Below are 23,832 nucleotides of genomic sequence, written 5' to 3' on the forward strand. Positions count from 1 at the left end.
GGGCGCCCCGGGGGCCGGCCGCGGCCGGCGCGACCGCGGCGGGGACGTCCGCCGGGCCGGCGGGACGTCCTCCAGCCAGCTGTCGCAGTCCGGGGTGAGGGCGACCGCGGAGGGCGCGGGGACGTCCAGCCGGGCGGCCAGTTCGTCGGTCAGCCGGTACAGCTCGGGAGCCTCGGCGCGGTCCAGCGGAACGGCCGGGGTCCGTGGCGGGACGGCCCTGTGCAGGGCGCGGGCGGTCAGCCCCGCCACCAGCAGGGTCAGCGCCGCGACGGCGCAGACCACCCAGCGGGCGATGTCCCACCCGGCGGCGTCGGCGGCCCCCGGCGCGCCGATCCGGCCGGTGGACCGGCCCGCGAGCAGGACCACCGCGACGGCGGTGGGCAGGGCGGCTGCGGCCAGGGCGAGGCCTCGGACCCGCAGGACCGCCTGGGCGTGAGCGCGCGCGGTGTCGACTACGGCCATACGGTGCGGCACCCCCTTCGGAGCCCTCGGGCGCCCGGCTTCGGGCCCTGAGCCGACTCGAAACGATCAGTTCCGACCGGGAAGCGGAGGCGTCCGATCCCCGGTAGTGCATGGTGCGTGGCGCTACTGACATTTTCGACGCCCCGGTCCGGGTGGGCGTTCCGGATCGCCTCGGTTTCCACTCGTCCCGGTGACATCGCCCGAATTCCGGACGCCGACCACCGGTCCGGTGCGAAGCACCCGGACGACCGCCCGGCCGGACGCCGTCCAGCATCCCCCCGTGGGAGCAGCGCTACCCGGCGGCGCCCCCGGCGCACGGGCCCCGCACATCGCGATCCAGCGCACCATACGGCCGGGCGCCCGGTTACGTCAGCCGGATGCGGGTGCTATCACCCGATGGGCTGGAATCCGTCGGCCGAACGGTGCGTGCGTCCCCGCAGCCACTCCGGTCCCGATATGCCGGGGGCGCTGGGCCCATGGAGTTGATCGGCGGTTTGTTCGGGTCCCGCCCGCCCCTGCCGGGGTGCCGGCGGGGCGCGGCAGGCCCCGGCGAGGGCCCCGGCCGGCCCCTTCGGACTCTCCCGGGGCCGGGCCCGCCCGCCCTGCGCCGCCCCGGGCCGTCACGCACCGCGGCCCCCGTGCGAACGGTTCGCACGGGGGCCGCGGGGAGCGCGAGGAGGGGCCTCAGCCGGTGGCCGCCTTCAGCGCGATGTCGGTGCGGTGCTGACCGCCCTTGAGGGAGATCCGGTCCACGGCGGCGTACGCGCGGTCCCTGGCCCCGGCCAGGTCGGTGCCGGTCGCGGTGACCGACAGGACGCGGCCGCCGGCGCTCAGCACCCGGCCGTCCTCGTCCGCCTTCGTCCCGGCGTGCAGCACGAACGCGGTGCCGTCCGCCTCGGCCTCGGCCAGGCCCTCGATCGGGTCGCCGGTACGCGGGGCGTCCGGGTAGCCCTCGGAGGCGACGACCACGGTGACGGCCGCGCCCTCGTCCCAGCGCAGCGGCTCCAGCTGGTCCAGGGTGCCCTCGGCGGAGGCCAGCAGCACGCCCGCCAGCGGGGTGCGCAGCCGGGCCAGCACGACCTGGGTCTCCGGGTCGCCGAAGCGGGCGTTGAACTCGATCACCCTGGTGCCGCGCGAGGTGAGCGCCAGGCCCGCGTACAGCAGGCCGGAGAACTCGGTGCCGCGGTGGCGCAGCTCGTCCACGGTCGGCTGGAGGACGGTCTCCAGGACCTCCTCGACCAGCCCGTCCGGCGCCCACGGCAGCGGCGAGTAGGCGCCCATGCCGCCGGTGTTGGGGCCCTCGTCGCCGTCCAGCGCGCGCTTGAAGTCCTGGGCGGGCTGGAGCGGGACGACGGTGGTGCCGTCGGTGATCGCGAACAGCGAGACCTCGGGGCCGTCCAGGTACTCCTCGATGACCACGCGCTCGCAGGCGGCGGCGTGCGCCAGCGCGGCCTCGCGGTCGGAGGTGACCACGACGCCCTTGCCGGCGGCCAGCCCGTCGTCCTTGACCACGTACGGGGCGCCGAAGGCGTCCAGCGCCTCGGCGGCCTCGGCGACGGTGGTGCAGACGTAGGAGCGCGCGGTGGGGACGCCGGCCGCGGCCATCACGTCCTTGGCGAACGCCTTCGAACCCTCCAGCCGCGCGGCCGCGGCGGACGGGCCGAACACCGGGACGCCGGCCGCGCGCACGGCGTCGGCGACGCCGGCGACCAGCGGGGCCTCCGGGCCGACCACCACCAGGCCGGCGCCGAGCCGGCCGGCCAGTGCGGCGACCTGCGCACCGTCCAGCTGGTCGACCGGGTGGACCGTCGCCACCTGTGCGATCCCGGCGTTGCCCGGGGCACAGTGGAGTTCGGTCACTACGGGATCTTGGGACAGAGAGCGGCACAGGGCGTGTTCGCGGGCGCCGCCGCCGATGACGAGGACCTTCACGCCTGGCAGCGTAGTCGGTGGCCTGTTCCGGCCGCTCTCCGGTCCCGTCCGATCCTCCAACGGAACACCTCCGTACACCGAGCGGGCCGGAGGATCCTCCAACCCGGACGGGGCCGGTTCGGCGGTGGGTGGCCGGGTCACGACGCCGGGTCACCGGGCCCTCGCTCGGACGGGTGAAATCTCGCCGCCTCCCGCAACCCGCTCACCACGGGTTCCGGTGGCCGAAACCGGTAACGATCAACGGAGAAGCGCCCCCATGGTCAGCCATTTGGCGGTAAGAAGTGCTGTTGGACAACCACGGCGGACACCACGTCAGCCGATGCGCCGACAGACCAGCAGCCCGCCCGCCACAGGGAGCCCCACAGGTGAGCCAGCCGGAAATGCAGCCCGAGGAGAGTGCCTGGGGCAAGGAGATCGGTGAGGAGGACCAGCCCGCCGCAGCCGTCGTCCGGCGGGCCTCCACCCGCCGCCGAGCCGATCTGAGCACCCGCCAGTTCCCGCTCGGGGACTGGGGCGAGCCCGCCGAGCGGCTGGAGGAGCTCTACCGCTGGTCGGAGGAGCGGGCGGTCGAGGCGATCGAGTGGTACCGCAGGGACCGGATCTGGAAGCGCCGCTGGGCGCGCCTGCTGCGGTTCGGCGCGGCCGGCTTCGCGGCGGGCGGGGTGATCGTCCCGCTGGTCGGCCTGACCGGCAGGTTCGCGCACGGCACCGACTGGGGCTACGTCGGCTTCGCGCTCTCCGCCGCCTGCCTCGCCACCGACCGGGTCTTCGGCCTCACCTCGGGCTGGATGCGGGACATCTCCACCGGGCAGGCGCTGCAACGCCGTCTGGAGGCCTTCCAGTTCGACTGGGCGTCGGAGTGCGTGCGCGAGGTGCTCGGCCCGACCGAGGGCACCGCGGGCGAGGCCGCCGAGCGCTGCCTGGGCGTGCTGCGCCGGTTCTGCGAGGACGTCTCGGACATGGTCCGCTCCGAGACCTCGGAGTGGATGCTGGAGTTCCGCGCCTCGATGACCCAGCTGCCCACCCAGTCCGCCGGCGCCTGGGGCGGGCGCACCGAGCCCGGGGTGGGCGCCCAGGTGCGGGTGCTGCCGCCGCCGGGCACCCGGCCGACGATGCCGCGCCAGCGGCCGCCGGAGGGGCCGCTGCGGTAGCGCTCAGCGGCCGGGGGCAGGGGGCAGGACCGAGGACCAGCCCTCAGGGCTCAGGGCTCAGGGCTCAGGGCTCAGGGCTCAGGGCTCAGGGCTCAGGCGAAGACGATCATCGAGCCCTGGGTGACGCTCCTGGTCGCCGCCGCGTACAGGCCCGACCAGGCGTGCCGCTCCCTGGCGAAGGGGTGGACGTCGTCGATCGGCGGTCCGAACGGCTGCTCCAGGCCGGTCGGCCCGAGCGGCCGGGTCGGGTCCGGGGGGTTGAGCGGGTCGATGCCCAGCGCCGGTGCGACGGCCTGGAGTTCACGCAGCAGCCCGTGGCTGGAGCCGAGCGGGCCACCGGAGGCGAGCAGCGCGTCGTCCACCAGCGGCACCGCGAACTCGACCGGCACGTACGCGCCGGCGTGGTCGAAGTGCCAGACCAGGTGCGACTGTTCGGCGCTGCTCTCGAACATCTCCAGCAGCTGCTCGTAGTCGCTGCCGAGCGCGTCGACCGGGGTGATGTCCAGACCGGTGAGGCCCAGCAGGTAGGCGCGGCGCAGGAAGTGCAGCGAGTCGTAGTCGAAGGCCGCCATCGGCTCGACCGCACCGCTGATGCCGGGGACGAACCGGTAGACCGGCACCTCGGGCAGCCCGTTCGAGGCCAGCACCGAGTTGTAGAGCGCGAGGTCGTCCCGGAAGGGGTTGTCGGGGCTGTGGCTCAGCACGTCCACCAGCGGGACGAGCCAGAGGTCGCAGGCCATGGCCGGCAGTTCCTCTCCGGACGGCGGGAATCGCCCGCGGAGGCGGGACGACGACGGGGGCTGGGCCGGTACCCGGACGGCCCTTGCACAGGGCGTCAGGTCCGACGCCCGCCCACCCTACCGGCCCGGTGCCGCGGGCGGACCCGGCCGTCCCCGCGGACCCTCCGGCGGCGGTTCGGACAGCCGCCGGCCGAACCGGCCGTACGACACCACGCGGGGCTGCGGCACCAGGCCGAGGCCCAGTCCGAGTTCCCGGCCCAGCTCCCGGCCCACCTCGTCGCTGCGGCGGCTCCGCTCGCCGCGGGCCGCACCGGGCTCGGCGGCGGGCTCGGCGGCAGGCGCCGACGGGGCCGGTGGCGCGGGCGGCGGCTCGGCCGGCCCCGGCGGCGGCTCCTCCCCGACGAACTCGGTGAGCAGCCCCAGGACGGTCACCGACTCCAGCGGCTGCCCAGCCAGCCCGGCCAGCAGCCGGACGGTGTACAGGTTGTACTCGCAGATGATCCGGTGCGCACCGAGCGAGTCGCGGGCCTCGATCGCCTCGACCAGGTCCGGGTGCCGATCCCAGCACAGCCCGCCCAGCGCGGGCAGCTCCCGCAGGTAGCGCGCGGCGAACATCCAGGACTGCACCCGCAGCCAGTCCAGGTAGTCGGCGATCCGGCGGTTGCCGAGCAGCCCGCCGACCTCCTGCCAGAACCGGCGGTCGCAGCCCACCATCACGTCCAGGTTCCCGGCCCTGGCGGCCCGCACCGCCGCGTCCGCCCTGCGGTGCAGCGAGGACAGCCGGCTGAGGTCGGGCAGCGCACGGCGGGTGGCGTACTGGCGGTGGAAGCTGTCGGTGATCAGCACCCGGGACTCGAAGATCTCCAGGAAGTCGTCCCAGCCCAGCTCGGGCACGGTGAAGCCGCGGTGGTGCTCGGCCCGCAGCAGGCCCTGCGCGCCGAGGTCGACCAGGGCCTCGCGGGCCGGGGTCGCCGAGACGCCGTACAGCTCGGCGATCTCCTTGACGGTGAAGTTGCGGCCGGCCGCCAGACGGCCGGCCATCATCTCCTCTCGCAGCGCGCCGGCGATCTGCTCGCGCAGGCTGTTGCGTTGGATGACGGGGCGGGGGGTGTCGCCTGCGCCGTTGCCAGGCATGGGCGCGACCTCCTCGGGCGGCCTACCGTGCCGGCCCTCCTACGGGCCGGCGGGGAACACGACGAGTGCTCATCTTCTCAAACCCGGCCGACCCAGGTACGAACCAACCCTCCCGGAACGCCCTCCACCGCGTCCCGGCCCGCTCCCGCCCCGCTCCGGCTCAGCGCTGGACCGGCGCCGGAATCCCCAGCAGGCGGTCCCGCAGCACCGGGAACTCCTCGCGCGCCTTGGCCACCTCGGCGGGGTCGAACTCGACCGTCAGGACCTCCTCGCCGGCCCCCGCCTCGGCCAGCACCCGGCCCCACGGGTCCACCACGAGGCTGTACCCGGCCTGCTCGACCCCGGCGTGCGTCCCGGCCGTGTTGCAGCCCAGCACGAAGCACTGCTCCTCCACCGCCCGGGCCCTGGCCAGCAGCGTCCAGTGCTCGCGCCGCCTGGCCGGCCAGGCCGACGGGACCACCAGCAGCTGCGAGCCGGCGTCCAGCAGCGCCCGGAACAGCTCGGGGAAGCGCAGGTCGTAGCAGGTGGCCAGGCCCAGCGTGGCGAAGTCGGTGGGCGCGGTGACGATCTCCTGCCCGGCGCCCATCACCACCGCCTCGCCGGTGTCGAAGCCGAAGCGGTGGATCTTGCGGTAGGTGTGCACCAGCTCGCCGTCCGGGGAGAACAGCAGCGAGGTGTTGTAGATCGGCCCGTCCGGGTCGCGCTCGACGATCGAACCGGCGTGCAGCCAGACCCCGGCGGCCCTGGCGGCGGCCGACATCGCGTCCGAGGTGGGCCCGTCCAGCGTCTCCGCGCCGTCCGACCAGAGGTCGTAGGCGAAGCCGCCGAGCGGCCACAGCTCGGGGAGCACCACCAGATCGGCGCCCTGCTGTGCCCGTACCAGGGCCGCCGCCCGAGCTCTCCGCTCGGCGGGCGGCTCCGCGTCGGAGACCGCGAGTTGGATCAATGAAGCGCGCACAGTACCACCGTCCAAGGCAAGAGACCTACGATCGTCACCCGAAAGCGCTGCCCAGCTGTCTCCCGGCAGCGTAACGTGCGGTTAGCGTGTGCGCCCGGAAGCCGGACCAACCCGGCCGGCGGTACGGCGGGCACAGGCGGCAAGGAAGCTGACGGAGGGCCGGAGATTCCCGTGACGGACAACCAGACCGTGCAGGCTTACACCGAGGCGTGGACCCAGAGCATCGAGTCCATATCGGAGCTGGTGACCCCCCTTCCCGAGGGCTCCTGGAACCGGGCCACCGAGTGCCCCGGCTGGTCCGTCCGGGACGTCGTCTCGCACGTCATCGCGGTCGAGTCCGACCTGCTCGGCGACCCCCGCCCGATCCACTCGCTGCCGCGTGACCTCCGTCACGTGACCACCGAGTTCGCCCGCTACATCGAACTGCCCGTCGACAAGCGCCGCTGCCACACCGCGCTGGAGATGACCAGCGAGCTGGAGTACACGGTCATCCGCCGCTCCCGGGCGCTGCGGAACGCCAAGCAGACGCCCGACGAGCCGGTGCGCTGGCCGGCCGGGCCGCTGGCCAGGGACGTCCCGTACCACGAGCTGCTGCGGATGCGGGCCTTCGACGTCTGGGTGCACGAGCAGGACCTGCGCCGGGCCCTGGACGCCCCCGGCAACCTGGACGCCCCGGCCGCCCTGATCACCCGGGACGTGCTGCTGGAGCTGCTGCCCAAGGCCGTCGCCAACAAGGCCGGAGTCCCGGCCGGGACGTCCCTGGTGCTGGACGTCACCGGCCCGGTGGAGTTCCTGCGCACCGCCCGGGTGGACGCCGCCGGCCACTGCACCGTGGACGAGTCGATCAGCCTGGCCCCCGACGTCCAGCTCACCATGGGCTGGGAGACGTACCTGCGGCTCGCCTGCGGCCGCGGCCGCCCGGGCCCGGTGTCCGTCGAGGGCGACCGGGAACTGGCCGAACGGGTGCTGGCCAACTTCTCGGTCACCATCTGATCCGACGCCCTCCGAGCCGACCGGCGCGCACCACCCGGCGCACCCGCACCGGTGCGCGCCGGGTGGTTCCACCTGCGCATCCGTACGTCAATCCGACACCAGTCACCTCACCCGTTCGGCCTCGTTGTTCCGGGCAGTCCAGTCATCACCCGGAAGAAGGAGAGGCGGTCCCGATGGACGACGAGCGGGAGCAGCGGGAACAGATGGTGCTGGTGCGGTCGAGCTTCCCGGTCACGGGGCAGCCGATCCGCGTGGTGATGATCGACGGGGAGCCGTGGTTCGTCACGGCGGACGTGTGCGCGGTGCTCGGCCGGATCAACCCGAGCCGAATCCGCCAGGTGGTCGGCGAGAGCCAGACCCGGATCGTCAATTCGCGCCTGATTACCCTTCCTTCAAGGAAGGGTAATGACGATTCCGCAGGTCAGAAACCGTACGAGCGCGGTAACCCCCATCTGGGCGTGGTCAGCGAAGCCGGGCTCTACACGATGGTCATGCGGTCGAGGAAGCCCGGTGCCCGGCCCTTCCAGGAGTGGGTCACCCGCGACCTGCTCCCCTCCGTCCGCCGCGGGGACACCGACGTCCCGGCCCAGCAGCGGCGGATGGCCGAGACCCTGTCCGAGGCGATCGGCCGGCAGGTGCGGATCGTCGCGGAGATCGACCACGAGGACTGGCCCGGCCTGACCGTCCGCTCGGACGGGACGGTGCACTGCCGGCACGGCGAGATGGTCCTCCACCTGCCGGGCCGGGAGGAGGACAGCGGACCGCCGTTCGGCGCGTACTTCGCCTGCCCGGGCGGGGAGCGGGTCGGCATCCGGGGCAGCCGGATCGTCCCGGGCTGCCCGAAGCTGAGGCTGGTGGACCTGATCCGCCTGCGGCGCGAGGCCCGGCCGACCCCCGTCCCCGGCACCGGCACCGCCACCGGGCCCGCGCCCGCGCCCGACCACGGGCCGATGCACGCGGAGCTGCACGGTGCCCGGCTCTTCGGGACACCGGTGCAGATGGCCGCGTTCATGCGGGCGTACCGCTGCTGACGTCCCGCTCGGCGGGGCCCGGGGATCCCGCCGGCCGGAGGCTACGCCCCCGTCGCCACGAGCTTCCGCCGCAGCCGCAGGATCATCAGCGTCCCCACCGCCAGCGGGACGTACTGCCAGCAGAACGCCCAGCGGAAGGCGTCGGCGGAGTACGACCCGGCGCCGTCCGGGGAGAGCGCGTCCAGCAGGACGCCGATGCCGAACAGGGTGATCATCGTGCCGATGAAGCCGCCCATGTTGACGATCCCGGAGGCGGTGCCGAGCCGCTCCACGGGGTTCCGGGAGCGCGCGTAGTCCAGGCCGACCAGCGAGGCCGGACCGTTGCTGCCCATCACCACGATGATCCCGACCAGCAGCCAGGCCGGCGGGTGGCCGCCGGGCCAGGCCAGCACCAGTGCCCAGCCGAGCGCGGTGGCCGCGATGACGGTCAGCACGATGGGCATCCGGGCCCGCGCCGTGGCGGAGAGCAGCCGGCCGAAGACGAAGCCGAAGGTCATGGTGCTGAGCACCAGGACGGTCAGCAGCCCGCCGGCCCCGGCCCTGGACATGCCCTGTGCCTCCACCAGGTAGGGCAGGCCCCAGAGCAGGCCGAAGGCGTTGCCGGGGAACTGGGTGGTGAAGTGGATCCAGAGCCCGAGCCTGGTGCCCGGCTCCCGCCAGCAGTCGAGGACCTGCCGGCCGACCTTCGGCCGCTGCCGGGCCGCCTCCGGCCGCGCCGGGGCCTCCTGCGGGGGCGCGTCCTTGAGGAGCAGCGCGACCGGCGCGAACACCACCGCGCCCAGCAGCGCGATCGCCGTGAACGTCGCTGTCCAGCCCTCGCTGTGCAGCGCCCGGGCGAGCACCACGGTGGTGACCAGGTTGCCGCCCATCCCGGCCAGGCCGGTCAGCTGGGCCACGAACGGGTTCCTGGCCGCCGGGAACCAGCGGGCGGCGATCCGCAGCACGCTGATGAAGGTCATCGCGTCGCCGCAGCCGAGCACCGCGCGGGAGGCCAGCGCCGGGCCGAAGGAGGAGCTGAACGCGAAGGCCAGCTGGCCGGCGCTCAGCAGCAGGACGCCGAGCAGCAGCACCCGGCGCGGCCCGAACCGGTCGACCAGCAGGCCGACCGGGATCTGCATGGCCGCGTAGACCAGCACCTGGAGGATCGAGAAGGTGGAGAGCGCCGAGGCGCCGATGCCGAAGCGGTCGGCGGCGTCCAGTCCTGCCACGCCGAGGCTGGTGCGGTGGATGACGGCCAGGATGTAGACGCTGACGCCGACGGACCAGGCCAGCCAGGCCGCGCGACCGCCGGGCGGCCCGGGCACGGGTGCCGACGCGGAGACCGCCGCGGAGACCGTCGGGGCAGCCGCCGGAGGTCCGACGGTGGATCGGGGAGCGGGGACGGACGGGGACGGGGCTGAACGAGCGGGCTCCACGGTCATAGTCCGACCAGATTAGTCATCCCATGATTGGACGCCCGGCTCCGGGGGTGGAATCCGGCCCCCGGCCGGCCGGCCCCTCAGCCGGTCAGCGTCCAGGACACCGACCGGGTCATGTAGCGCTCCCTGAACGCCTCGTCCCGCACCCAGTCGGTGGTGTCCCGGACGGTCGCGGTCACGGTGGCCGTCCGGCCGGGGGCGAGCTCCAGCCCCGCGGTGTCCAGCCAGGAGCCGTCGGAGGACTGCGGCGTCACCGGGACGCCGTCCACCTTCCACTCCACCCCGAGCTGCCGCTGGCCGGTCAGCGGCAGCGGCCTGACGTCCAGCCGTGGCCGCCCCGCCACCTCGCCCGGGGCCGGCACCGGGGCGTCGGTCGGCCGGACCTTGCGGTACAGCTCCTCGACGAGCGCCTCGCGCGAGGGGAGGTTGTAGGTGCTGCCCAGGGTGCGCATCACCGAGTCCGGGGTGGGCCGGTAGAGGCCGTTGGCGCCGCGGTACGCCCCGACCACGCCGGCCCCGTCCGGGGACTCGACGCCCAGCCAGCGCCACCACTTGGTCTGCTTCCTGCGCATGTCGTCGGCGTTGAGGGTGGCGAGGTTCGGGTAGTCGGCGTCCTCGGGGGCGCTGTCGTACTCGTCGCCGAGGTCCCCCAGGGTGTGCCCGATCTCGTGCTGGATGATCCGCCCCGCGTCCGGGCTGCCGCCCGACAGGGTGGTCACCCCGGTGCCGCCGGCGCCGCCGTACTCGGTGGAGTTGGCCAGCGCGATCAGGTACTGCGGACCGGCGCCGTCCCCCGCGTACCGGGCGGTGGCGGCCTCGTCGGCGCAGAGCAGCCGGGCGGTGCCCTCGCACCAGAAGTGCATGCCGAGCGGGGTGGCGGTCCTGCGGCCGTGGCTCTCGGACTCGGCGATCCCGGAGACCGGGGAGGCCACCTCGACCCGCCTGATGTTGAAGAAGCCCTGGTAGGTGCGGAAGGGCTCGATGTCCATCAGCGCGTGCCAGGCCCGGTCGGCCTGCTGCCGGAACAGGTCCTGCTCGCCGGCCGTGTAGCCGTCGCCGAGCAGCACCAGGGTGATCCGGTTGGCCGGGTCCCCGGTGCGGCGTATGTCGACGGTCGGGGCGGTCGCGGGTATCCGCTGGTCGGCGTGGAGGGCCGTGTGCGGTGGCACCGCCCGGTCGGCCGGGGCTCCCGGCCCGATCACGCCGAACGGCGACGGGCCGGCCAGTTCCAGGGCGGCCGGGAGGGCGGCGGCCGACACCAGCACGAGTGCGGCCAGACTCCGGACGAGACGGCCAGGGTTGCCAGGCGGCATGCGGGTGCGTCCTCGGGGCTCCGGTCACCCGGTGTCGCCCGGGTGGTGGAGCGGAGACGTACCCGGGCGCGCGGGGCTCCCCTATCCGGCCGCGAAAAAGTCACCGACCTGGCCGAACGATCCGCACCCTCCCGATCATGCGAGTCATACCAACTACTCCCCCGGACGCCCTCCCCCGAGGCCCCCGATCGCCCCGCCGACAGCCCGCCGCGGGCCCGTCGGAAGCCTGCCGGAGGCCCGTCGGAAAGTCGCGGGAAAAAATCCGAAACCCGTCTGCAACCCCCTGCGGGGATACACGTCTATACGGATGAAGGCACGGAGAGCGAGACCGGCGGAGCCGGGGGGCGCTTCCGCTCGGGAAGAGCGGGGCCGGTCGTCTTCACCCACACACCGTCAGACCATGACCCTGGGGAGTCACGTCATGCGCATGCCCGTTATCACCCGTTTTGCGAAGAACGACCGCCCGTTCTCCGGCCGCCGCCGCCTTGCCGCCCTCGCCGCCACCGTCGTCCTCGCCGGCGGCGTCCAGCTCCTCGCCACCGACACCGCCTGGGCCTGCGGCGCCCCGGACGACGCCCCGGTCACCGCCCCCGCGAAGCCGTCCGCCCCGAACGAGCAGGACGGGTCCGTCGAGCTGCACGGCCAGGGCGCCACCACCACGTTCCTCAAGACCCCGGCCACGATCGGCGTCGGCGGCCCCAAGGTGGAGTTCGAGGTCCAGATCTTCAACGGGACCGGTGCCGACTACCACCGGGTCGTCCCCGGCATCGCGTTCTTCAACCCGCACGGGCCCACCCCGAAGGCCTCGCAGGTCACCGCCGAGGTCATGGCACACGGCGCGTGGCAGCGCGTGCCGCTGCGGCGGGGCTGCGACCCGGCGATCAGCGGCAGCGTCCCGTCCGCCGGCGGGCCGCTCGCCGACGGCCACGCCGTCCGCTACCGCTTCCGGGTCGGACTCTCCGCCGACGTGGCCAAGGACGTCGACGGGCTCCAGGTCATCGCCTCGCCGAGCAGCGGCCGGGGCGCGATCACCGAGGTCAAGGTGGTGCACCCGAAGGCCGCCGCGACGCCGACCGCCCCGGCCAAGCCCAAGCCGACGCCCACCAAGGACGCCAAGGACGCGAAGGGCACCACCGGCACCACCGGCACCAAGGACACCAAGCCGGCCGCCGACCGGACCACGACGGCCACCCCGACGGCCGCTCCGACCGCCGCACCGGCCGCCCCCAAGGCCCCCGCCGCCACCCCGACCGCCGCTCCCGCCACCACGGCGCCCGCCGGCACCCCCGAACTGGCCCAGACCGGTTCCTCGTCCACCAACACCTTCCTCGCCCTCACCTCCGCCGCGTTCCTCGCCCTCGGCGCCGGCGTCCTGATCGCCGTCCGTCGACTGCGTCCCCAGCGTTAGTCGAACGGGCGGTCACACCGAAGGGGCCCTCCTCCGCACGGCGGTGCGGAGAAGGGCCCCCTTCTCGTGTTTCCGGCGCTGCGGTCCGTCAGCCCCAGGTGATCAGGCGCTTCGGGCGCTCCAGCAGGGCGGCCACGTCGGCCAGCACCTTGGAGCCCAGCTCCCCGTCCACCAGCCGGTGGTCGAAGGAGAGCGCGAGGGTGGTCACCTGACGCGGGACCACCTTGCCCTTGTGCACCCACGGCAGTTCCCTGACCGCGCCGAAGGCCAGGATGGCGGCCTCGCCCGGGTTGAGGATCGGGGTGCCGGTGTCGACGCCGAAGACGCCGACGTTGGTGATGGTGACCGTCCCGCCCTGCATGTCGGCCGGCGAGGTCTTGCCCTGACGGGCGGTCTCGACCAGCTCGCCGAGCGAAGTGGCGAGCCCCGCGAGGGTCTTGGACCCGGCGTCCTTGATGTTCGGGACGATCAGGCCGCGCGGGGTGGCCGCGGCGATGCCGAGGTTCACCTGGCCCTTGAGGACGATCTCCTGGGCCGCCTCGTCCCACTGCGCGTTGATCCCGGGGTGCCGCTTGATCGCGGTGAGCAGCGCCTTGGCGACGATCAGCAGCGGGCTGACCCGGACGTCCCGGCCCAGCTCGCCGCTCTCCTTGAGCCGGCGGACGAACTTCATCGTGCGGGTCACGTCGACCTGCACGAACTCGGTGACGTGCGGGGCGGTGAAGGCCGAGGCCACCATCGCCTGCGCCGTCGCCTTGCGGACGCCCTTGATCGGCACCCGGACGTCGCCCGCGGCGGACGCCGCCGGCGGCGCCAGGACCGGCTCGGCCACGGGGGCCACGACGGCCTCGGCCACCGGAGCGGCCGGCGCCGCCAGGGCGGCGGCGTGGGCGTGCACGTCCTCGCGGGTGATCACGCCGTCCCGGCCGGTCGGGGTGACCGCGCGCAGGTCGACGCCGAGGTCCTTGGCCAGCTTGCGCACCGGGGGCTTGGCCAACGGGCGCTCCCCGACCGGCACTTCCGCAACCGGAGCGACCGGGGCAACCGGAGCTGCCTGGGCGACCGGAGCGGGCGCGGCCGGAGCCGGCTTGGTCGCGGTGACCTTGGTGGTGGTGGTGGTGGTCCGCCGTGCCCGGCGCTGGGCGGTGCCGGTGCGCGGGCCGTACCCGACCAGCACCTCGCGCCGCTCGGGCTCGGGCTCGGCCGACTCGGCCGACTCGGCCGGGGCCTCCGGCGCCGGAGCCGCCACGGGAGCGGCCGGAGCCGCGGCCCCCGCCTCCCCGGCGACCGCGACGGAGATGATCACGGTGCCGACGTCGACCGTCACACCCTCGGGGAAGTGCAGCTTCTCGACCACCCCGTTGAACGGGATGGGCAGCTCCACCGCCGCCTTGGCGGTCTCCACCTCGCAGACGACCTGCCCGTCGGTGACGGTGTCACCGGGCTTGACGAACCAGCTGAGGATCTCGGCCTCGGTGAGGCCCTCGCCCACATCGGGCATCTTGAACTCGCGGAGCGAGCGAACTTCGGTGGTCATCTTCGCTCCCCCGGATCAGTACGCGAACGCGCGGTCGACGGCGTCGAGCACGCGGTCCAGGTCGGGCAGGAATGCCTCCTCGACCCGGGACGGCGGGTACGGCGCGAAGTAGCCGCCGACCCGCAGGACCGGTGCCTCCAGGTGGTAGAAGCACTTCTCGGTGAGCCGGGCGGCCAGTTCGGCGCCCATGCCCAGGAAGACCGGTGCCTCGTGCACCACGATCGCCCGGCCGGTGCGCCTGACCGACTCCTCCAGGGTGGCGAAGTCCACCGGGGAGAGCGAGCGCAGGTCGATCACCTCCAGCCGGCGGCCGTCCTCCGCGGCGGCCGCGGCGGCCTCCAGGCAGACCTTGACCATCGGACCGTACGCGAGCAGCGTCGCGTCGGTGCCCGGCCGGACGATCCGGGCGTCGTGCAGGCCCAGGTCGGCGGCTTCGCCGACCTCGCCCTTGTCCCAGTAACGGCGCTTGGGCTCCAGGAAGATGACCGGGTCGTCGGACTCGATCGACTGCCGCAGCATCCAGTGCGCGTCGTGCGCGCTGGCCGGGCTGACCACGCGCAGACCGGCGGTGTGCGCGAAGTACGCCTCGTGCGACTCGCTGTGGTGCTCGACCGCGCCGATGCCACCCGCGTAGGGGATGCGCACGGTGACCGGCAGCTTGACGTGGCCCAGCGCGCGGGCGTGCATCTTGGCCAGCTGGGAGACGATCTGGTCGAAGGCCGGGTAGACGAAGCCGTCGAACTGGATCTCCACGACGGGACGGTAGCCGCGCAGCGCCAGGCCGATCGCGGTGCCCATGATGCCGGACTCGGCGAGCGGGGTGTCGATCACCCGGTCCTCGCCGAAGTCCTTCTGGAGGCCGTCGGTGATCCGGAAGACGCCACCGAGCTTGCCGATGTCCTCTCCCATCAGGAGGGTCTTCGGGTCGTTCTCCAGCGACTTGCGCAGCGCTCCGTTCAGCGCCTTGGCGATGCTCAGCTGACCGGCCATCAGTGGTTCTCCCCCGCCTCGAAGGAGGCCGCGTACTCGAGGTACTCGGCCCGTTCCTCATCGACCAGCGTGTGCGGCTCGCTGTACACGTGGTCGAAGATCAGGGTCGGGTCCGGGTCCGGCATGCCGCGCACGCCCTCGCGCACCCGCAGCCCCAGCTGCTCGCTCTCGGCGTCGACGGCGGCGAAGAACTCCTCGTCGGCCAGGCCCTCCTTCTCCAGGTGGGCCCGGAGCCGGGTGATCGGGTCCTTGGCCTTCCAGGCCTCGGTCTCCTCGGCGTGCCGGTAGCGGGTGGGGTCGTCGGAGGTGGTGTGGGCGCCCATCCGGTAGGTGAACGCCTCGATCAGCACCGGGCCGTTGCCGCTGCGGGCGTGGTCGAGCGCCCAGCGGGTGACCGCCAGGCAGGCCAGCACGTCGTTGCCGTCGACCCGGACGCCCGGGAAGCCGAAGCCGGAGGCGCGGCGGTACAGCGGGATCTTGGTCTGGGTGGTGGTGGGCTCGGAGATCGCCCACTGGTTGTTCTGGCAGAAGAACACCACCGGCGAGTTGTAGACCGAGGCGAAGGTGAAGGCCTCGTTGACGTCGCCCTGGCTGGAGGCGCCGTCGCCGAAGTACGCGATCACCGCGTCGTCGGCGCCGTCCTTGGTGATGCCCATCGCGTAACCGGTGGCGTGCAGCGCCTGCGAGCCGATCACGATGGTGTACAGGTGGAAGTTCTTCTCGTTCGGGTCCCAGCCGCCGTGGTTCACGCCGCGGAACATGCCGAGCAGGTTCAGCGGGTCGACGTCGCGGCACCAGGCGACGCCGTGCTCGCGGTACGTGGGGAACGCGTAGTCGCCGGGGCGCATGGCGCGGCCGGAGCCGACCTGGGCGGCCTCTTGGCCGAGCAGCGAGGCCCACAGGCCCAGCTCGCCCTGGCGCTGGAGCGCGGTGGCCTCACCGTCGAACCGGCGCACCAGCACCAGGTCGCGGTAGAGCGCGCGCAGCTCCTCGGGAGTGGTGGTGAGAGGGTAGTCCGGGTGCTCGACCCGCTCGCCTTCCGGCGTGAGCAACTGGACGAGCTCCGGCTGGGCTTCCTTGCCCTTGGCACGGAGGGTGTCAGGGACGCCGGGGGCCGCCTTCTTGCGAGCCCTCGCCGTGCTTTTGACGGTCACGTTCACTCCTCGGTCTGTCCGGCCGCCCGGGGTCGCCGGTGACCGGTCCGGTCACCGCCTCGCGGGGCGCGCGTGGGTGTGCGCACCCACTACGGGGCGGGTGGTGGTCCTGTTCCGACGGCGTCCCTCACGAGAACGTTACCCAGCGTCCGCCCTCGACGCGCTTGCGCTAGGACGTCCTACTTGTTCAGGGTCTACAACCCCGAGGGTGCCGCGTTCGGCTCGCCGTCGGAAGGGTGGGGGTGACGGTCGGCGTGACGCAGCTCTCAATTCGAGCGCCTTCAGGACACCAGCGCACGTTATCCGGGCAGACGCCCGTACGTAAGGGGGTTCCGGGTATCTGTTTCGGACAGCTCTGGCCGGATCGCGTCTTAGGGGAGGTCCGGGCGATAGGTCTTTCGTACGGTGATATGGGAGGCTTTGAGCGTGACTGAAAACGGACATATCAGGGTGTTCCTGCTCGATGACCACGAGGTCGTCCGGCGGGGCGTGCACGATCTGCTCTCGGTCGAGGACGACATCGAGGTGGTCGGCGAGGCCGGAACGGCCGCCGAGGCGCTCACCCGGATCCCGGCGGTCCACCCGGACGTCGCGGTGCTCGACGTCCGGCTGCCGGACGGCAACGGGGTCGAGGTCTGCCGCGAGATCCGCTCCAGGCTGCCGGAGATCAAGTGCCTGATGCTGACCTCGTTCTCGGACGACGAGGCACTGTTCGACTCGATCATGGCCGGTGCCTCCGGCTACGTGCTGAAGGCGATCCGCGGCACCGACCTGATCACCGCCGTCCGGGACGTCGCGGCCGGCCGCTCGCTGCTCGACCCCATCGCCACCAGCCGGGTGCTCGCCCGGCTGCGCGACGGCGGCGAGAAGGAGGACGAGCGGCTCGCCCAACTCACCAAGCAGGAGCGGCGGATCCTCGATCTGATCGGCGAAGGTATGACAAATCGTCAGATCGGCAACGAGTTGCACCTGGCCGAGAAGACGGTGAAGAACTACGTCTCCAGTCTGCTCGCCAAGATGGGCATGGAGCGGCGCACCCAGGCGGCCGCCTTCGTGGCACGGCACCAGGCCGACCACCAGTACTGATCCGACAACGGCACAGAACTGACGGCTTGTCAAGGGCCCCCGTCAGGGGGCCCTACCCTCTGGCTGTGACTTTCAGCCAGACCCTCGCCTGCGCCCCGGCCCGCCCCGACCTCTGCGCACCGCCGATGGGGACCCTCAGTCCGCCCGTCCCGCACACCGCGCTCGCCGAGGTACTGGCCCGCTACCGGGTAGGCCGGCTGCTGACCGCGGAACCGGTCTCCGAGGGCCTGCTGAACCGGGGCTACCTGGTCACCACCGAGGCCGGTCCGTACTTCCTGAAGTGCTACGTCGACTCCGCCACCGCCAGCCGTCCGAAGATCGTCGCCCACCACCGCGCGATGGCCGCGCTGGACACCCTCGGACTGCCCGTCGCACCCCCGCTGGCCTGCGCCGGACGGTCCGCCACGGTGGCCGCCCTGGACGGCCGGCTGTTCGCGCTGTTCCCCTGGGTCGACGGCAGGCACCGGCACGGCGGCGAGCTCGATCCGTCGGAGTGCGACGCGCTCGGCGCGCTGCTCGGCCTGCTGCACGGCGCACTTGACGACGTCTGCGCCCCCTTCGAGCAACCCTCCGGCTACCAGAGCGCGGACCCCGTCGACAGCGCCGGAATCGCCCGTGACCTGCGCCGCCGCGCCCAGGAGCACCACCCCTCCGGGGAGTTGGACGCCCTGGTGGTGCAACGGCTCACGGAACGGCTGGAACTGCTCGCCGAGTACGCCCACCGCCGCCCCGCCCCGGAGGCCGCGCCGCCCACCGGCTGGACCCACGGCGACTTCCACGGCCTCAACCTGCTGTACGGGGACGGCCCGCGGGGCGGCCGGGTGACGGCCGTCCTGGACTGGGACAAGCTCGGCCGGCAGCCCCGCGCCGAGGAGGCGGTCAGGGCCGCCACGCTGCTCTTCAACGACCGGTCGTCCGGCGTCCTCGACCTGGTCAGGGTCCGCCGCTTCTCACAGGCCTACCGGGCCTCCGGCGCCGCCACCGCCGAGCACCTGGCCGCCGCCGTCCACCGGGTCTGGTGGGAGCGGCTGAACGACTTCTGGATGCTGCAATGGCGCTACCAGCGGGCCGACCACCGGGCCGACCCGCTCTACTCCGCCTCCGCGGGCCAGCTGGCGTGGTGGTGCCAGGAGTACGAGCAGGTCCTGGACGCCTTCGCCAACTGACCGCGCCGGCCGACCGGCCGAAGCCGGTCGGCCCCGCCGGCCCATGGTCCTGCCGGCCGGCGCTTCCCACTGGCCGACAGGGTCCGGACGGGGCGCACCGGTCAGTCGGTCGGGGCCGACGGGTTCGTCTTGGGCGGCGGCGTGTTGTTGCCACCGCCACCGGACGCGGGCGGCGTGGTGCTGTTGCCACCGCCGCCGCCGGACGCGGGCGGCGTCGTCGCCCCGCCGGTCGAGGGCGCCGACGCGGTCCCCGTCGCCGAGTGGGTGGGCGTCGGGGTCGGCGTCGGGGTGCTCGTGTGCTTGCTCGAACTCGGCGACGGCGACATGTTGTTGCCGCTGTTGCCGGTGTTGGTGTTCCCGCTGTTGTTGCCGGTGTTGTTGCCCGGCTCGACCGGCTGCTGCGGCTTCTTGCTGCTGGAGGTCGGGGCCGACGACGTCGGCTGGCCGCTCTGGGTCGGCGTGGTCGGCTCCGCACTGGTGGCCGCCGGGGGCTGCGGCGGGGGCACCGTGGGGTCGTTCTTGACGCCGCCGCTGTCACCGCCGAGCGCGAACGCGATGCCCGCACCCGCCGCGACCAGCACGGCGACCGCGCCGGCCACCCAGGCCCACGGCCCGCGCCGCTTGCCGGGTCCTTCGCCGTCCTCGCCCGGGCCGCCACCGCCGTACGGGCCGCCGGCCGCCGGGTAGGGCGAGGAGGGGGTGTGCGGGCCGCCCGTCGGGTACGGCAGCACGGAGGTCTGGTCGCCCGGGCGCACCGCGCCGAAGGCCGCGGTGGCCGCGGTCTGGTCCGGCCGGAGCACCTGGGTCGCACCGGTGTCGCCGGCGGTCGCGCCGACCCAGCCGGTCCCGGCCGCGCCGTGCATCTCGCGCAGCGCGTGCTGGAGGTGGGCGCGGAACTCGTCGGCGTCCTGGAAGCGGTCGTCCGGGTTCTTGGCGAGCGAGCGCAGCACCAGCGGGTCGAGCCCGACCGGGACCCGGCCGTTGGCCTGCGAGGGCGGCATCGGCGGGTCCTGGACGTGCTGGTAGACCACCGAGAGCGGGGTGTCGCCGGTGAACGGCGGGCGCAGCGTGAGCAGCTCGTAGAGCATGCAGCCGGCCGCGTACAGGTCGGAGCGGTGGTCGACCGGCTTGCCGAGCGCCTGCTCGGGCGAGAGGTACTGCGGGGTGCCCATGACCATGCCGGTCTGGGTCATCGTGGTGGCCCCGCCGGTCAGCGCCCGGGCGATGCCGAAGTCCATCACCTTGACCGCGCCGGCGTTGGTGATGCTCACGTTGGCGGGCTTGATGTCGCGGTGGACGATGCCGCTGCGGTGGCTGTAGGCGAGCGCCTCCAGCACCCCGGCGATGATGATCAGCGCCTGGTCGACCGGCGGCGCCTCCTCGTCGGCCAGCAGCTCGCGGACGGTCCGGCCCTCGACCAGCTCCATCACGATGTACGGCGTGGACTCGTCCCCGGCGTACTCCTCGCCGGTGTCGTAGACCGAGACGATCGAGTGGTGGTTGAGCGCCGCGACGGCGTGTGCCTCGCGGGTGAAGCGCAGCCGGGCGACGTCGTCCTGGGCCAGTTCGCCGCGCAGCAGCTTGACCGCGACGGTACGGCCGAGCCGCACGTCCTCGGCGGCGAACACCTCGGCCATGCCGCCGCGCCCGAGCCGGTGGGTCAGCCGGTAGCGGCCGTCGCCGACGGTGCTCAGCGGCACGGCCGTGCCGCGGCCCGGGGTCGCCGGGCCGCCCGCGAACGGCGGCAGCAGCGAGGTCGCGGGCTCGCTGCCGGGCTCGGGGATCCTCGGGATCCCGCCGGTCCTGCCGGCCGCTCGGGCACCCGCGTCGTCGTCCGGCTGATGCGTCTGTGCCATCGCTCCTCGCCCCGGGCGTTCGCTCGGATCGCGGTGCCCTGTCGCTTACGTGTCCCCGAACGCTACCGCTTCCGGCGGACGGACGTGGTACCCCCGAACCGGTCGGAAACCGTCAGAGCAGGCCATACCGGTCGGCCGGGACGTCGGCGACCAGCACGGCGGCGGGACGCTCCGCGTGCCCGACCTTGCCGCCGTTCTTCTCGGTCGCCTTGTTGACCACGATCGCGATGATGATGCCCGCGAGCACCAGCACGCCGACGATGATCCCGATCACGACCACGGCCGTCGAGCAGCCGCCGCCGCTGCTGGGCGCCTTCGGCTGCTGGTACGGCGGCATCGGCTGCGGGGGCGGGGTGTGCGCCTGCGGCTGCCCTCCCTGCTGGAGGAACTGCGGGTGCGGCGTCTGCGGGGCCTGCGGCTGCGGCGTCTGGTAGGCGGGCGGCGGCGTCCGGTACTGCGGCTGCCCTCCCTGCTGGAGGAACTGCGGGTGCGGCGTCTGCGGGGCCTGCGGCTGCGGCGTCTGGTAGGCGGGCGGCGGCGTCCGGTACTGCGGCTGCCCCCCTTGCTGGAGGAACTGCGGGTGCGGCGTCTGCGGGGCCTGCGGCGCCTGCTGAGCGGCGTGCACCGAGCGCGGGCCCTCGTTGATCACCAGCGGGGTGCTGGCCTCCAGCTTGTGCCCGCTGGCGCCGCCCTTGGCGGCCGCGATCAGCCGCTCCGCCTCGTCGCGCATCGCCGCCGCGCTCTGGAACCGGTGCGCCGGGTCCTTGCGCAGCGCCTGGGCGACGAAGGCGTCCACCGCGGGGGTGATCGAGCGGTTGAGGCCGGACGGGGCCGGCGGCTCCTCCTGGACGTGCTTGTAGGCGATCGAGAACGCCGAGTCGCCGTCGAAGACCAGCTGCCCGGTGACCATCTCGAAGAGCATCACGCCGACCGAGTACAGGTCGGAGCGGGCGTCCACCGGCTTGCCGAGCGCCTGCTCGGGCGAGAGGTACTGCGGGGTGCCGACCACCATGCCGGTCTGGGTCATCGACGTGACGCCGGACTCCAGCGCCCGGGCGATGCCGAAGTCCATGACCTTGACGTTGCCCTTGCGGTCGAACATGACGTTGCCGGGCTTGATGTCGCGGTGCACCAGGCCCATGTCGTGCGAGGCCTCCAGCGCGTTCAGCACGCCGACGATGACCCGCAGGGCCTCCTCGGCGGGCATCGCGCCGTACTGGCCGATCGCCTCGTTGATCGCCTCGCGCAGGCCCTTGCCGTCGATCAGCTGCATGACGATGTACGGGGTGCTGGAGCCGTCCGGGGCGACGTCCTCGCCGCTGTCGTACACGGTGACGATGTTGGGGTGCTCCAGCCGGGCCACGGCCTGGGCCTCGCGGCGGAACCGTTCCTTGAACGAGTCGTCCCGGCCCAGCTCGCTGTGCATGCTCTTCAGCGCGACCTGCCGGTCCAGCACGCGGTCGTGGGCGAGGTGCACGGAGGCCATGCCGCCCTCGCCCAGCAGCCGCTGCAGCACATAGCGGCCGTTGCCCAGGGAGAAGCCTTCGACCGCCGCGTTGCCGTGCTCGCTCATGGTCCTCTGCTCCCCCTCGGCGCGGCCGTGCTTGCCGCAACCTGACGTTCGGTCTCGTCCGTGCGTGGTGCGCCCGGCCCGCTGGCCTGGCGGACCCCTGCCGCGGCGGTTCCACCGGCCTGCGACAGGGGTCAGGGTATCGGCTCGCGCCGACGGCGAGCGGTTCAGGGCCGCCGCCGGTCCCGGACCGGCGGCCCCCGCCGCCTGCGGCGCGTTCCGGGGCGGATCGTCGTGGTGCGTCCGGTCCGGCCGTGGGCCGGCCGGACCGGACGCACCTACCGGCGGGTACCGGCGGTGGCGGTCACCGGCCTACAGGTAGGGACCGGAGCGGATGCCGCGGCCCTGGCCGAGCTCGTCCTCGTCCGGCTCGCCGCCGTGCAGCCCGGGCGGCAGGGCCCGGCGCATCTGCTCCAGCTGGGCCCGCGCCGCCATCTGCTGCGCGAACAGGGCGGTCTGGATGCCGTGGAACAGGCCCTCCAGCCAGCCGACCAGCTGGGCCTGGGCGATCCGGAGCTCGGCCTCGGTCGGGATGGTGTCGTTGGTGAAGGGCAGCGACAGCCGCTCCAGCTCGGCGACCAGCTCCGGTGCCAGCCCCAGTTCGAGCTCCTTGATGGAGCTCGCGTGGATGTCCTTCAGCCGGGCCCGGCTCGCCTCGTCGAGAGGCGCCGCCCTGACCTCCTCCAGCAGCTGCTTGATCATGCTGCCGATGCGCATGACCTTGGCGGGCTGCTCGACCATCTCGGTCACCGGGAGCTCACGCGGCACGTCGCCCTCGTCGTCCCCGCCTCCCGCCGCGCCGGCGAACCCCTGGCCCACGGGCAGCCCGTCCGGTCCGACGATCAGCACCTTCTGGCCGTCGTGCGACTGCCCGCCGGCGGCCCGGAAGGGCTCCTGCGACGGGCGCTCGTTCATCGGATTCGTCATGAACAACATTCTCTCTCACTGGGGTTGGTCGGGCGGAAACCCCCGGTCGTCCCGCCGCCTGCGACACCCGTGACGAAGGTACGCCCCCTGACGCCGCACGGGTATCCGTACGGATACTCAGTTCCCGCACCCCGCCGACCGCCGGATGCCGCCCGCCCGGCGCCCGGCCGCCCGGCCCCGTCCCGGGCGTGCCGTACCCGGAACCTGCCCGGGACCGGCACCGGATCTCCGCACCGATCTCTCCGCAACGATCTCTCCGCACCGGGCCGGAGCCCCGCCGGGGCGGCCGCTCCGGTGCCTCAGCCCTTGCGCAGCCGCAGGCCGACCAGCCCCAGGCCGCAGCCGATCAGGCCCAGGCCGGCGCCCAGCGGGAGCTGGGTGGTGGAGGCGTCCCGCCAGCGGGCGGGGAAGATCGCGGGCACCGCGGCGGCGGCCGCGACGGGCTGTCCGACGACCGCCGAGGCGGTGTCCGGTGCGGCCCGGTCCGGTGCGGCGGCGTCGCCGGGGGCCCCGGCGTCCGCGGTGTCCCCGTCGGGCTCCTGCTGTTCGGCCTCGACGCCCTGTTCCCCGGCATGCTCCGACGCCCGGTCGGGGGCCTGCTCCACGGTCTGCTCGGGGGCCTGGTCGAAGGCCTGCTCCGGAACCTGGTCCGCGGCCTGGTCCACAGCCTGGTCCGAGGTCTGGTCCGGAGCCTGCTCCACGGCGGCGTCGGACTGTTCGGGCAACGAGGCCGGATGGTGCCGGTGGGCCCTCGGGAAGTCCTCGTCCGGGTGCGGATGCGGCGCCGGCCGCCGCGGCGGCGCGGGCCTCGGGGCCGCCGACGCCAGGGCGGGGCCGGCCTCGGCCACCGGTCCCGCACTCGCCCCCGCGGAAGGGAACGGCACCGGGATCGACGCCGGCGAGGGCATCGCCACCGCCGCCGAGGCGGCGGCCAGCGGGAGCGCGAGCCCCAGCGCGGCCGCCGCGAACAGCCGCCGGCCACGGCCGGGGAACGAGCGACGAGGGG

Annotated in this window: 19 protein-coding genes and 1 pseudogene; 6 read left to right on the forward strand and 14 right to left on the reverse strand. The window is 73.8% G+C overall.

The features are described from left to right. Both BU198_RS29215 and purD read right to left on the reverse strand, forming a co-directional pair. A pseudogene (locus tag BU198_RS29215) lies at positions 1 to 462 on the reverse strand (hypothetical protein); the annotation flags it as partial. Positions 463 to 1,146: 684 nt separating this feature from the next. Continuing rightward, entirely contained in the window at positions 1,147 to 2,394 is a 1,248-nt protein-coding gene (purD, locus tag BU198_RS29220) for a phosphoribosylamine--glycine ligase (RefSeq protein WP_188299853.1), read from the reverse strand. Positions 2,395 to 2,759: 365 nt separating this feature from the next. Between purD and BU198_RS29225 the strand changes: the two genes are divergently transcribed. Continuing rightward, complete coding sequence (locus tag BU198_RS29225; protein ID WP_317620366.1) at positions 2,760 to 3,545, forward strand: SLATT domain-containing protein; 786 nt, start codon at positions 2,760 to 2,762, stop codon at positions 3,543 to 3,545. Between the two features lie 92 nt (positions 3,546 to 3,637). Here BU198_RS29225 and BU198_RS29230 read toward each other — a convergent pair whose 3' ends face one another. The 3 genes from BU198_RS29230 to BU198_RS29240 form a co-directional block, all read right to left on the reverse strand. Continuing rightward, positions 3,638 to 4,285 carry a hypothetical protein gene (locus BU198_RS29230; RefSeq protein ID WP_188299854.1) on the reverse strand — a complete coding sequence of 216 codons (648 nt, stop codon included), beginning with the start codon at positions 4,283 to 4,285 and terminating at the stop codon, positions 3,638 to 3,640. Positions 4,286 to 4,402: 117 nt separating this feature from the next. After that, entirely contained in the window at positions 4,403 to 5,419 is a 1,017-nt protein-coding gene (locus BU198_RS29235; protein ID WP_317620367.1) for a GntR family transcriptional regulator, read from the reverse strand. A gap of 160 nt (positions 5,420 to 5,579) precedes the next feature. Beyond that, positions 5,580 to 6,377, reverse strand: coding sequence for a carbon-nitrogen family hydrolase (locus BU198_RS29240; RefSeq protein WP_188299855.1), 798 nt, complete (start codon positions 6,375 to 6,377; stop codon positions 5,580 to 5,582). Positions 6,378 to 6,548: 171 nt separating this feature from the next. On the opposite strand from BU198_RS29240, the gene BU198_RS29245 reads away from it, so the two are divergent. Together BU198_RS29245 and BU198_RS29250 are read left to right on the forward strand one after the other, a co-directional pair. Next, positions 6,549 to 7,370 carry a maleylpyruvate isomerase family mycothiol-dependent enzyme gene (locus BU198_RS29245; protein ID WP_188299856.1) on the forward strand — a complete coding sequence of 274 codons (822 nt, stop codon included), beginning with the start codon at positions 6,549 to 6,551 and terminating at the stop codon, positions 7,368 to 7,370. A 173-nt stretch (positions 7,371 to 7,543) separates the two neighbouring features. After that, a complete protein-coding gene (locus BU198_RS29250; RefSeq protein ID WP_188299857.1) occupies positions 7,544 to 8,401 on the forward strand; it encodes a Bro-N domain-containing protein in 858 nt (285 codons plus the stop codon). 41 nt (positions 8,402 to 8,442) lie between these two features. On the opposite strand, the gene BU198_RS29255 is transcribed toward BU198_RS29250, so the two are convergent. Continuing rightward, positions 8,443 to 9,705 carry an MFS transporter gene (locus BU198_RS29255; protein ID WP_317620368.1) on the reverse strand — a complete coding sequence of 421 codons (1,263 nt, stop codon included), beginning with the start codon at positions 9,703 to 9,705 and terminating at the stop codon, positions 8,443 to 8,445. A 194-nt stretch (positions 9,706 to 9,899) separates the two neighbouring features. Continuing rightward, positions 9,900 to 11,132 (reverse strand): M64 family metallopeptidase, encoded by a 1,233-nt coding sequence (locus BU198_RS29260; protein ID WP_188299859.1) that lies wholly within the window; start codon positions 11,130 to 11,132, stop codon positions 9,900 to 9,902. A 421-nt stretch (positions 11,133 to 11,553) separates the two neighbouring features. On the opposite strand from BU198_RS29260, the gene BU198_RS29265 reads away from it, so the two are divergent. Continuing rightward, complete coding sequence (locus BU198_RS29265) at positions 11,554 to 12,540, forward strand: LPXTG cell wall anchor domain-containing protein (protein ID WP_188299860.1); 987 nt, start codon at positions 11,554 to 11,556, stop codon at positions 12,538 to 12,540. Positions 12,541 to 12,628: 88 nt separating this feature from the next. On the opposite strand, the gene BU198_RS29270 is transcribed toward BU198_RS29265, so the two are convergent. Genes BU198_RS29270 through pdhA form a run of 3 tightly spaced genes read right to left on the reverse strand, consistent with a single transcriptional unit; the run spans position 12,629 to position 16,221 of the window. After that, entirely contained in the window at positions 12,629 to 14,077 is a 1,449-nt protein-coding gene (locus BU198_RS29270) for a dihydrolipoamide acetyltransferase family protein (RefSeq protein ID WP_188299861.1), read from the reverse strand. A gap of 15 nt (positions 14,078 to 14,092) precedes the next feature. Continuing rightward, a complete protein-coding gene (locus BU198_RS29275; protein WP_188299862.1) occupies positions 14,093 to 15,067 on the reverse strand; it encodes an alpha-ketoacid dehydrogenase subunit beta in 975 nt (324 codons plus the stop codon). Beyond that, on the reverse strand, positions 15,067 to 16,221 hold the full coding sequence (gene pdhA, locus BU198_RS29280; RefSeq protein WP_411293248.1) for a pyruvate dehydrogenase (acetyl-transferring) E1 component subunit alpha: 1,155 nt from the start codon (positions 16,219 to 16,221) through the stop codon (positions 15,067 to 15,069). The genes BU198_RS29275 and pdhA overlap by 1 nt, the downstream gene beginning before the upstream one ends. Before the next feature lie 426 nt (positions 16,222 to 16,647). On the opposite strand from pdhA, the gene BU198_RS29285 reads away from it, so the two are divergent. Next, on the forward strand, positions 16,648 to 17,307 hold the full coding sequence (locus BU198_RS29285; RefSeq protein ID WP_188299864.1) for a response regulator: 660 nt from the start codon (positions 16,648 to 16,650) through the stop codon (positions 17,305 to 17,307). A gap of 65 nt (positions 17,308 to 17,372) precedes the next feature. Further along, a complete protein-coding gene (locus BU198_RS29290) occupies positions 17,373 to 18,473 on the forward strand; it encodes a phosphotransferase (RefSeq protein ID WP_317620369.1) in 1,101 nt (366 codons plus the stop codon). A gap of 101 nt (positions 18,474 to 18,574) precedes the next feature. On the opposite strand, the gene BU198_RS29295 is transcribed toward BU198_RS29290, so the two are convergent. From BU198_RS29295 to BU198_RS29310, 4 genes are all read right to left on the reverse strand, one after another. After that, on the reverse strand, positions 18,575 to 20,329 hold the full coding sequence (locus tag BU198_RS29295) for a protein kinase domain-containing protein (protein WP_188299865.1): 1,755 nt from the start codon (positions 20,327 to 20,329) through the stop codon (positions 18,575 to 18,577). Between the two features lie 112 nt (positions 20,330 to 20,441). Continuing rightward, positions 20,442 to 21,902 (reverse strand): protein kinase domain-containing protein, encoded by a 1,461-nt coding sequence (locus BU198_RS29300; RefSeq protein WP_188299866.1) that lies wholly within the window; start codon positions 21,900 to 21,902, stop codon positions 20,442 to 20,444. A 309-nt stretch (positions 21,903 to 22,211) separates the two neighbouring features. Next, entirely contained in the window at positions 22,212 to 22,826 is a 615-nt protein-coding gene (locus BU198_RS29305; protein ID WP_188299867.1) for a bacterial proteasome activator family protein, read from the reverse strand. A 299-nt stretch (positions 22,827 to 23,125) separates the two neighbouring features. Continuing rightward, a partial coding sequence (locus tag BU198_RS29310) for a hypothetical protein (protein ID WP_188299868.1) occupies positions 23,126 to 23,832 on the reverse strand: 707 nt, incomplete at its 5' end.

It is taken from the genome of Streptomyces sp. CBMA156, assembly GCF_014596515.1.
Classification (GTDB): domain Bacteria; phylum Actinomycetota; class Actinomycetes; order Streptomycetales; family Streptomycetaceae; genus Kitasatospora.

Coding starts and splice junctions, on each gene's coding strand:
- BU198_RS29230 (WP_188299854.1), bottom strand. CDS start 4,285: ATGGCCTGCGACCTCTGGCTCGTCCCGCTGGTGGACGTGCTGAGCCAC.
- BU198_RS29250 (WP_188299857.1), top strand. CDS start 7,544: ATGGACGACGAGCGGGAGCAGCGGGAACAGATGGTGCTGGTGCGGTCG.
- BU198_RS29265 (WP_188299860.1), top strand. CDS start 11,554: ATGCGCATGCCCGTTATCACCCGTTTTGCGAAGAACGACCGCCCGTTC.
- BU198_RS29275 (WP_188299862.1), bottom strand. CDS start 15,067: ATGGCCGGTCAGCTGAGCATCGCCAAGGCGCTGAACGGAGCGCTGCGC.
- BU198_RS29300 (WP_188299866.1), bottom strand. CDS start 21,902: ATGAGCGAGCACGGCAACGCGGCGGTCGAAGGCTTCTCCCTGGGCAAC.
- BU198_RS29270 (WP_188299861.1), bottom strand. CDS start 14,077: ATGACCACCGAAGTTCGCTCGCTCCGCGAGTTCAAGATGCCCGATGTG.
- BU198_RS29235 (WP_317620367.1), bottom strand. CDS start 5,419: ATGCCTGGCAACGGCGCAGGCGACACCCCCCGCCCCGTCATCCAACGC.
- BU198_RS29295 (WP_188299865.1), bottom strand. CDS start 20,329: ATGGCACAGACGCATCAGCCGGACGACGACGCGGGTGCCCGAGCGGCC.
- BU198_RS29305 (WP_188299867.1), bottom strand. CDS start 22,826: ATGACGAATCCGATGAACGAGCGCCCGTCGCAGGAGCCCTTCCGGGCC.
- BU198_RS29260 (WP_188299859.1), bottom strand. CDS start 11,132: ATGCCGCCTGGCAACCCTGGCCGTCTCGTCCGGAGTCTGGCCGCACTC.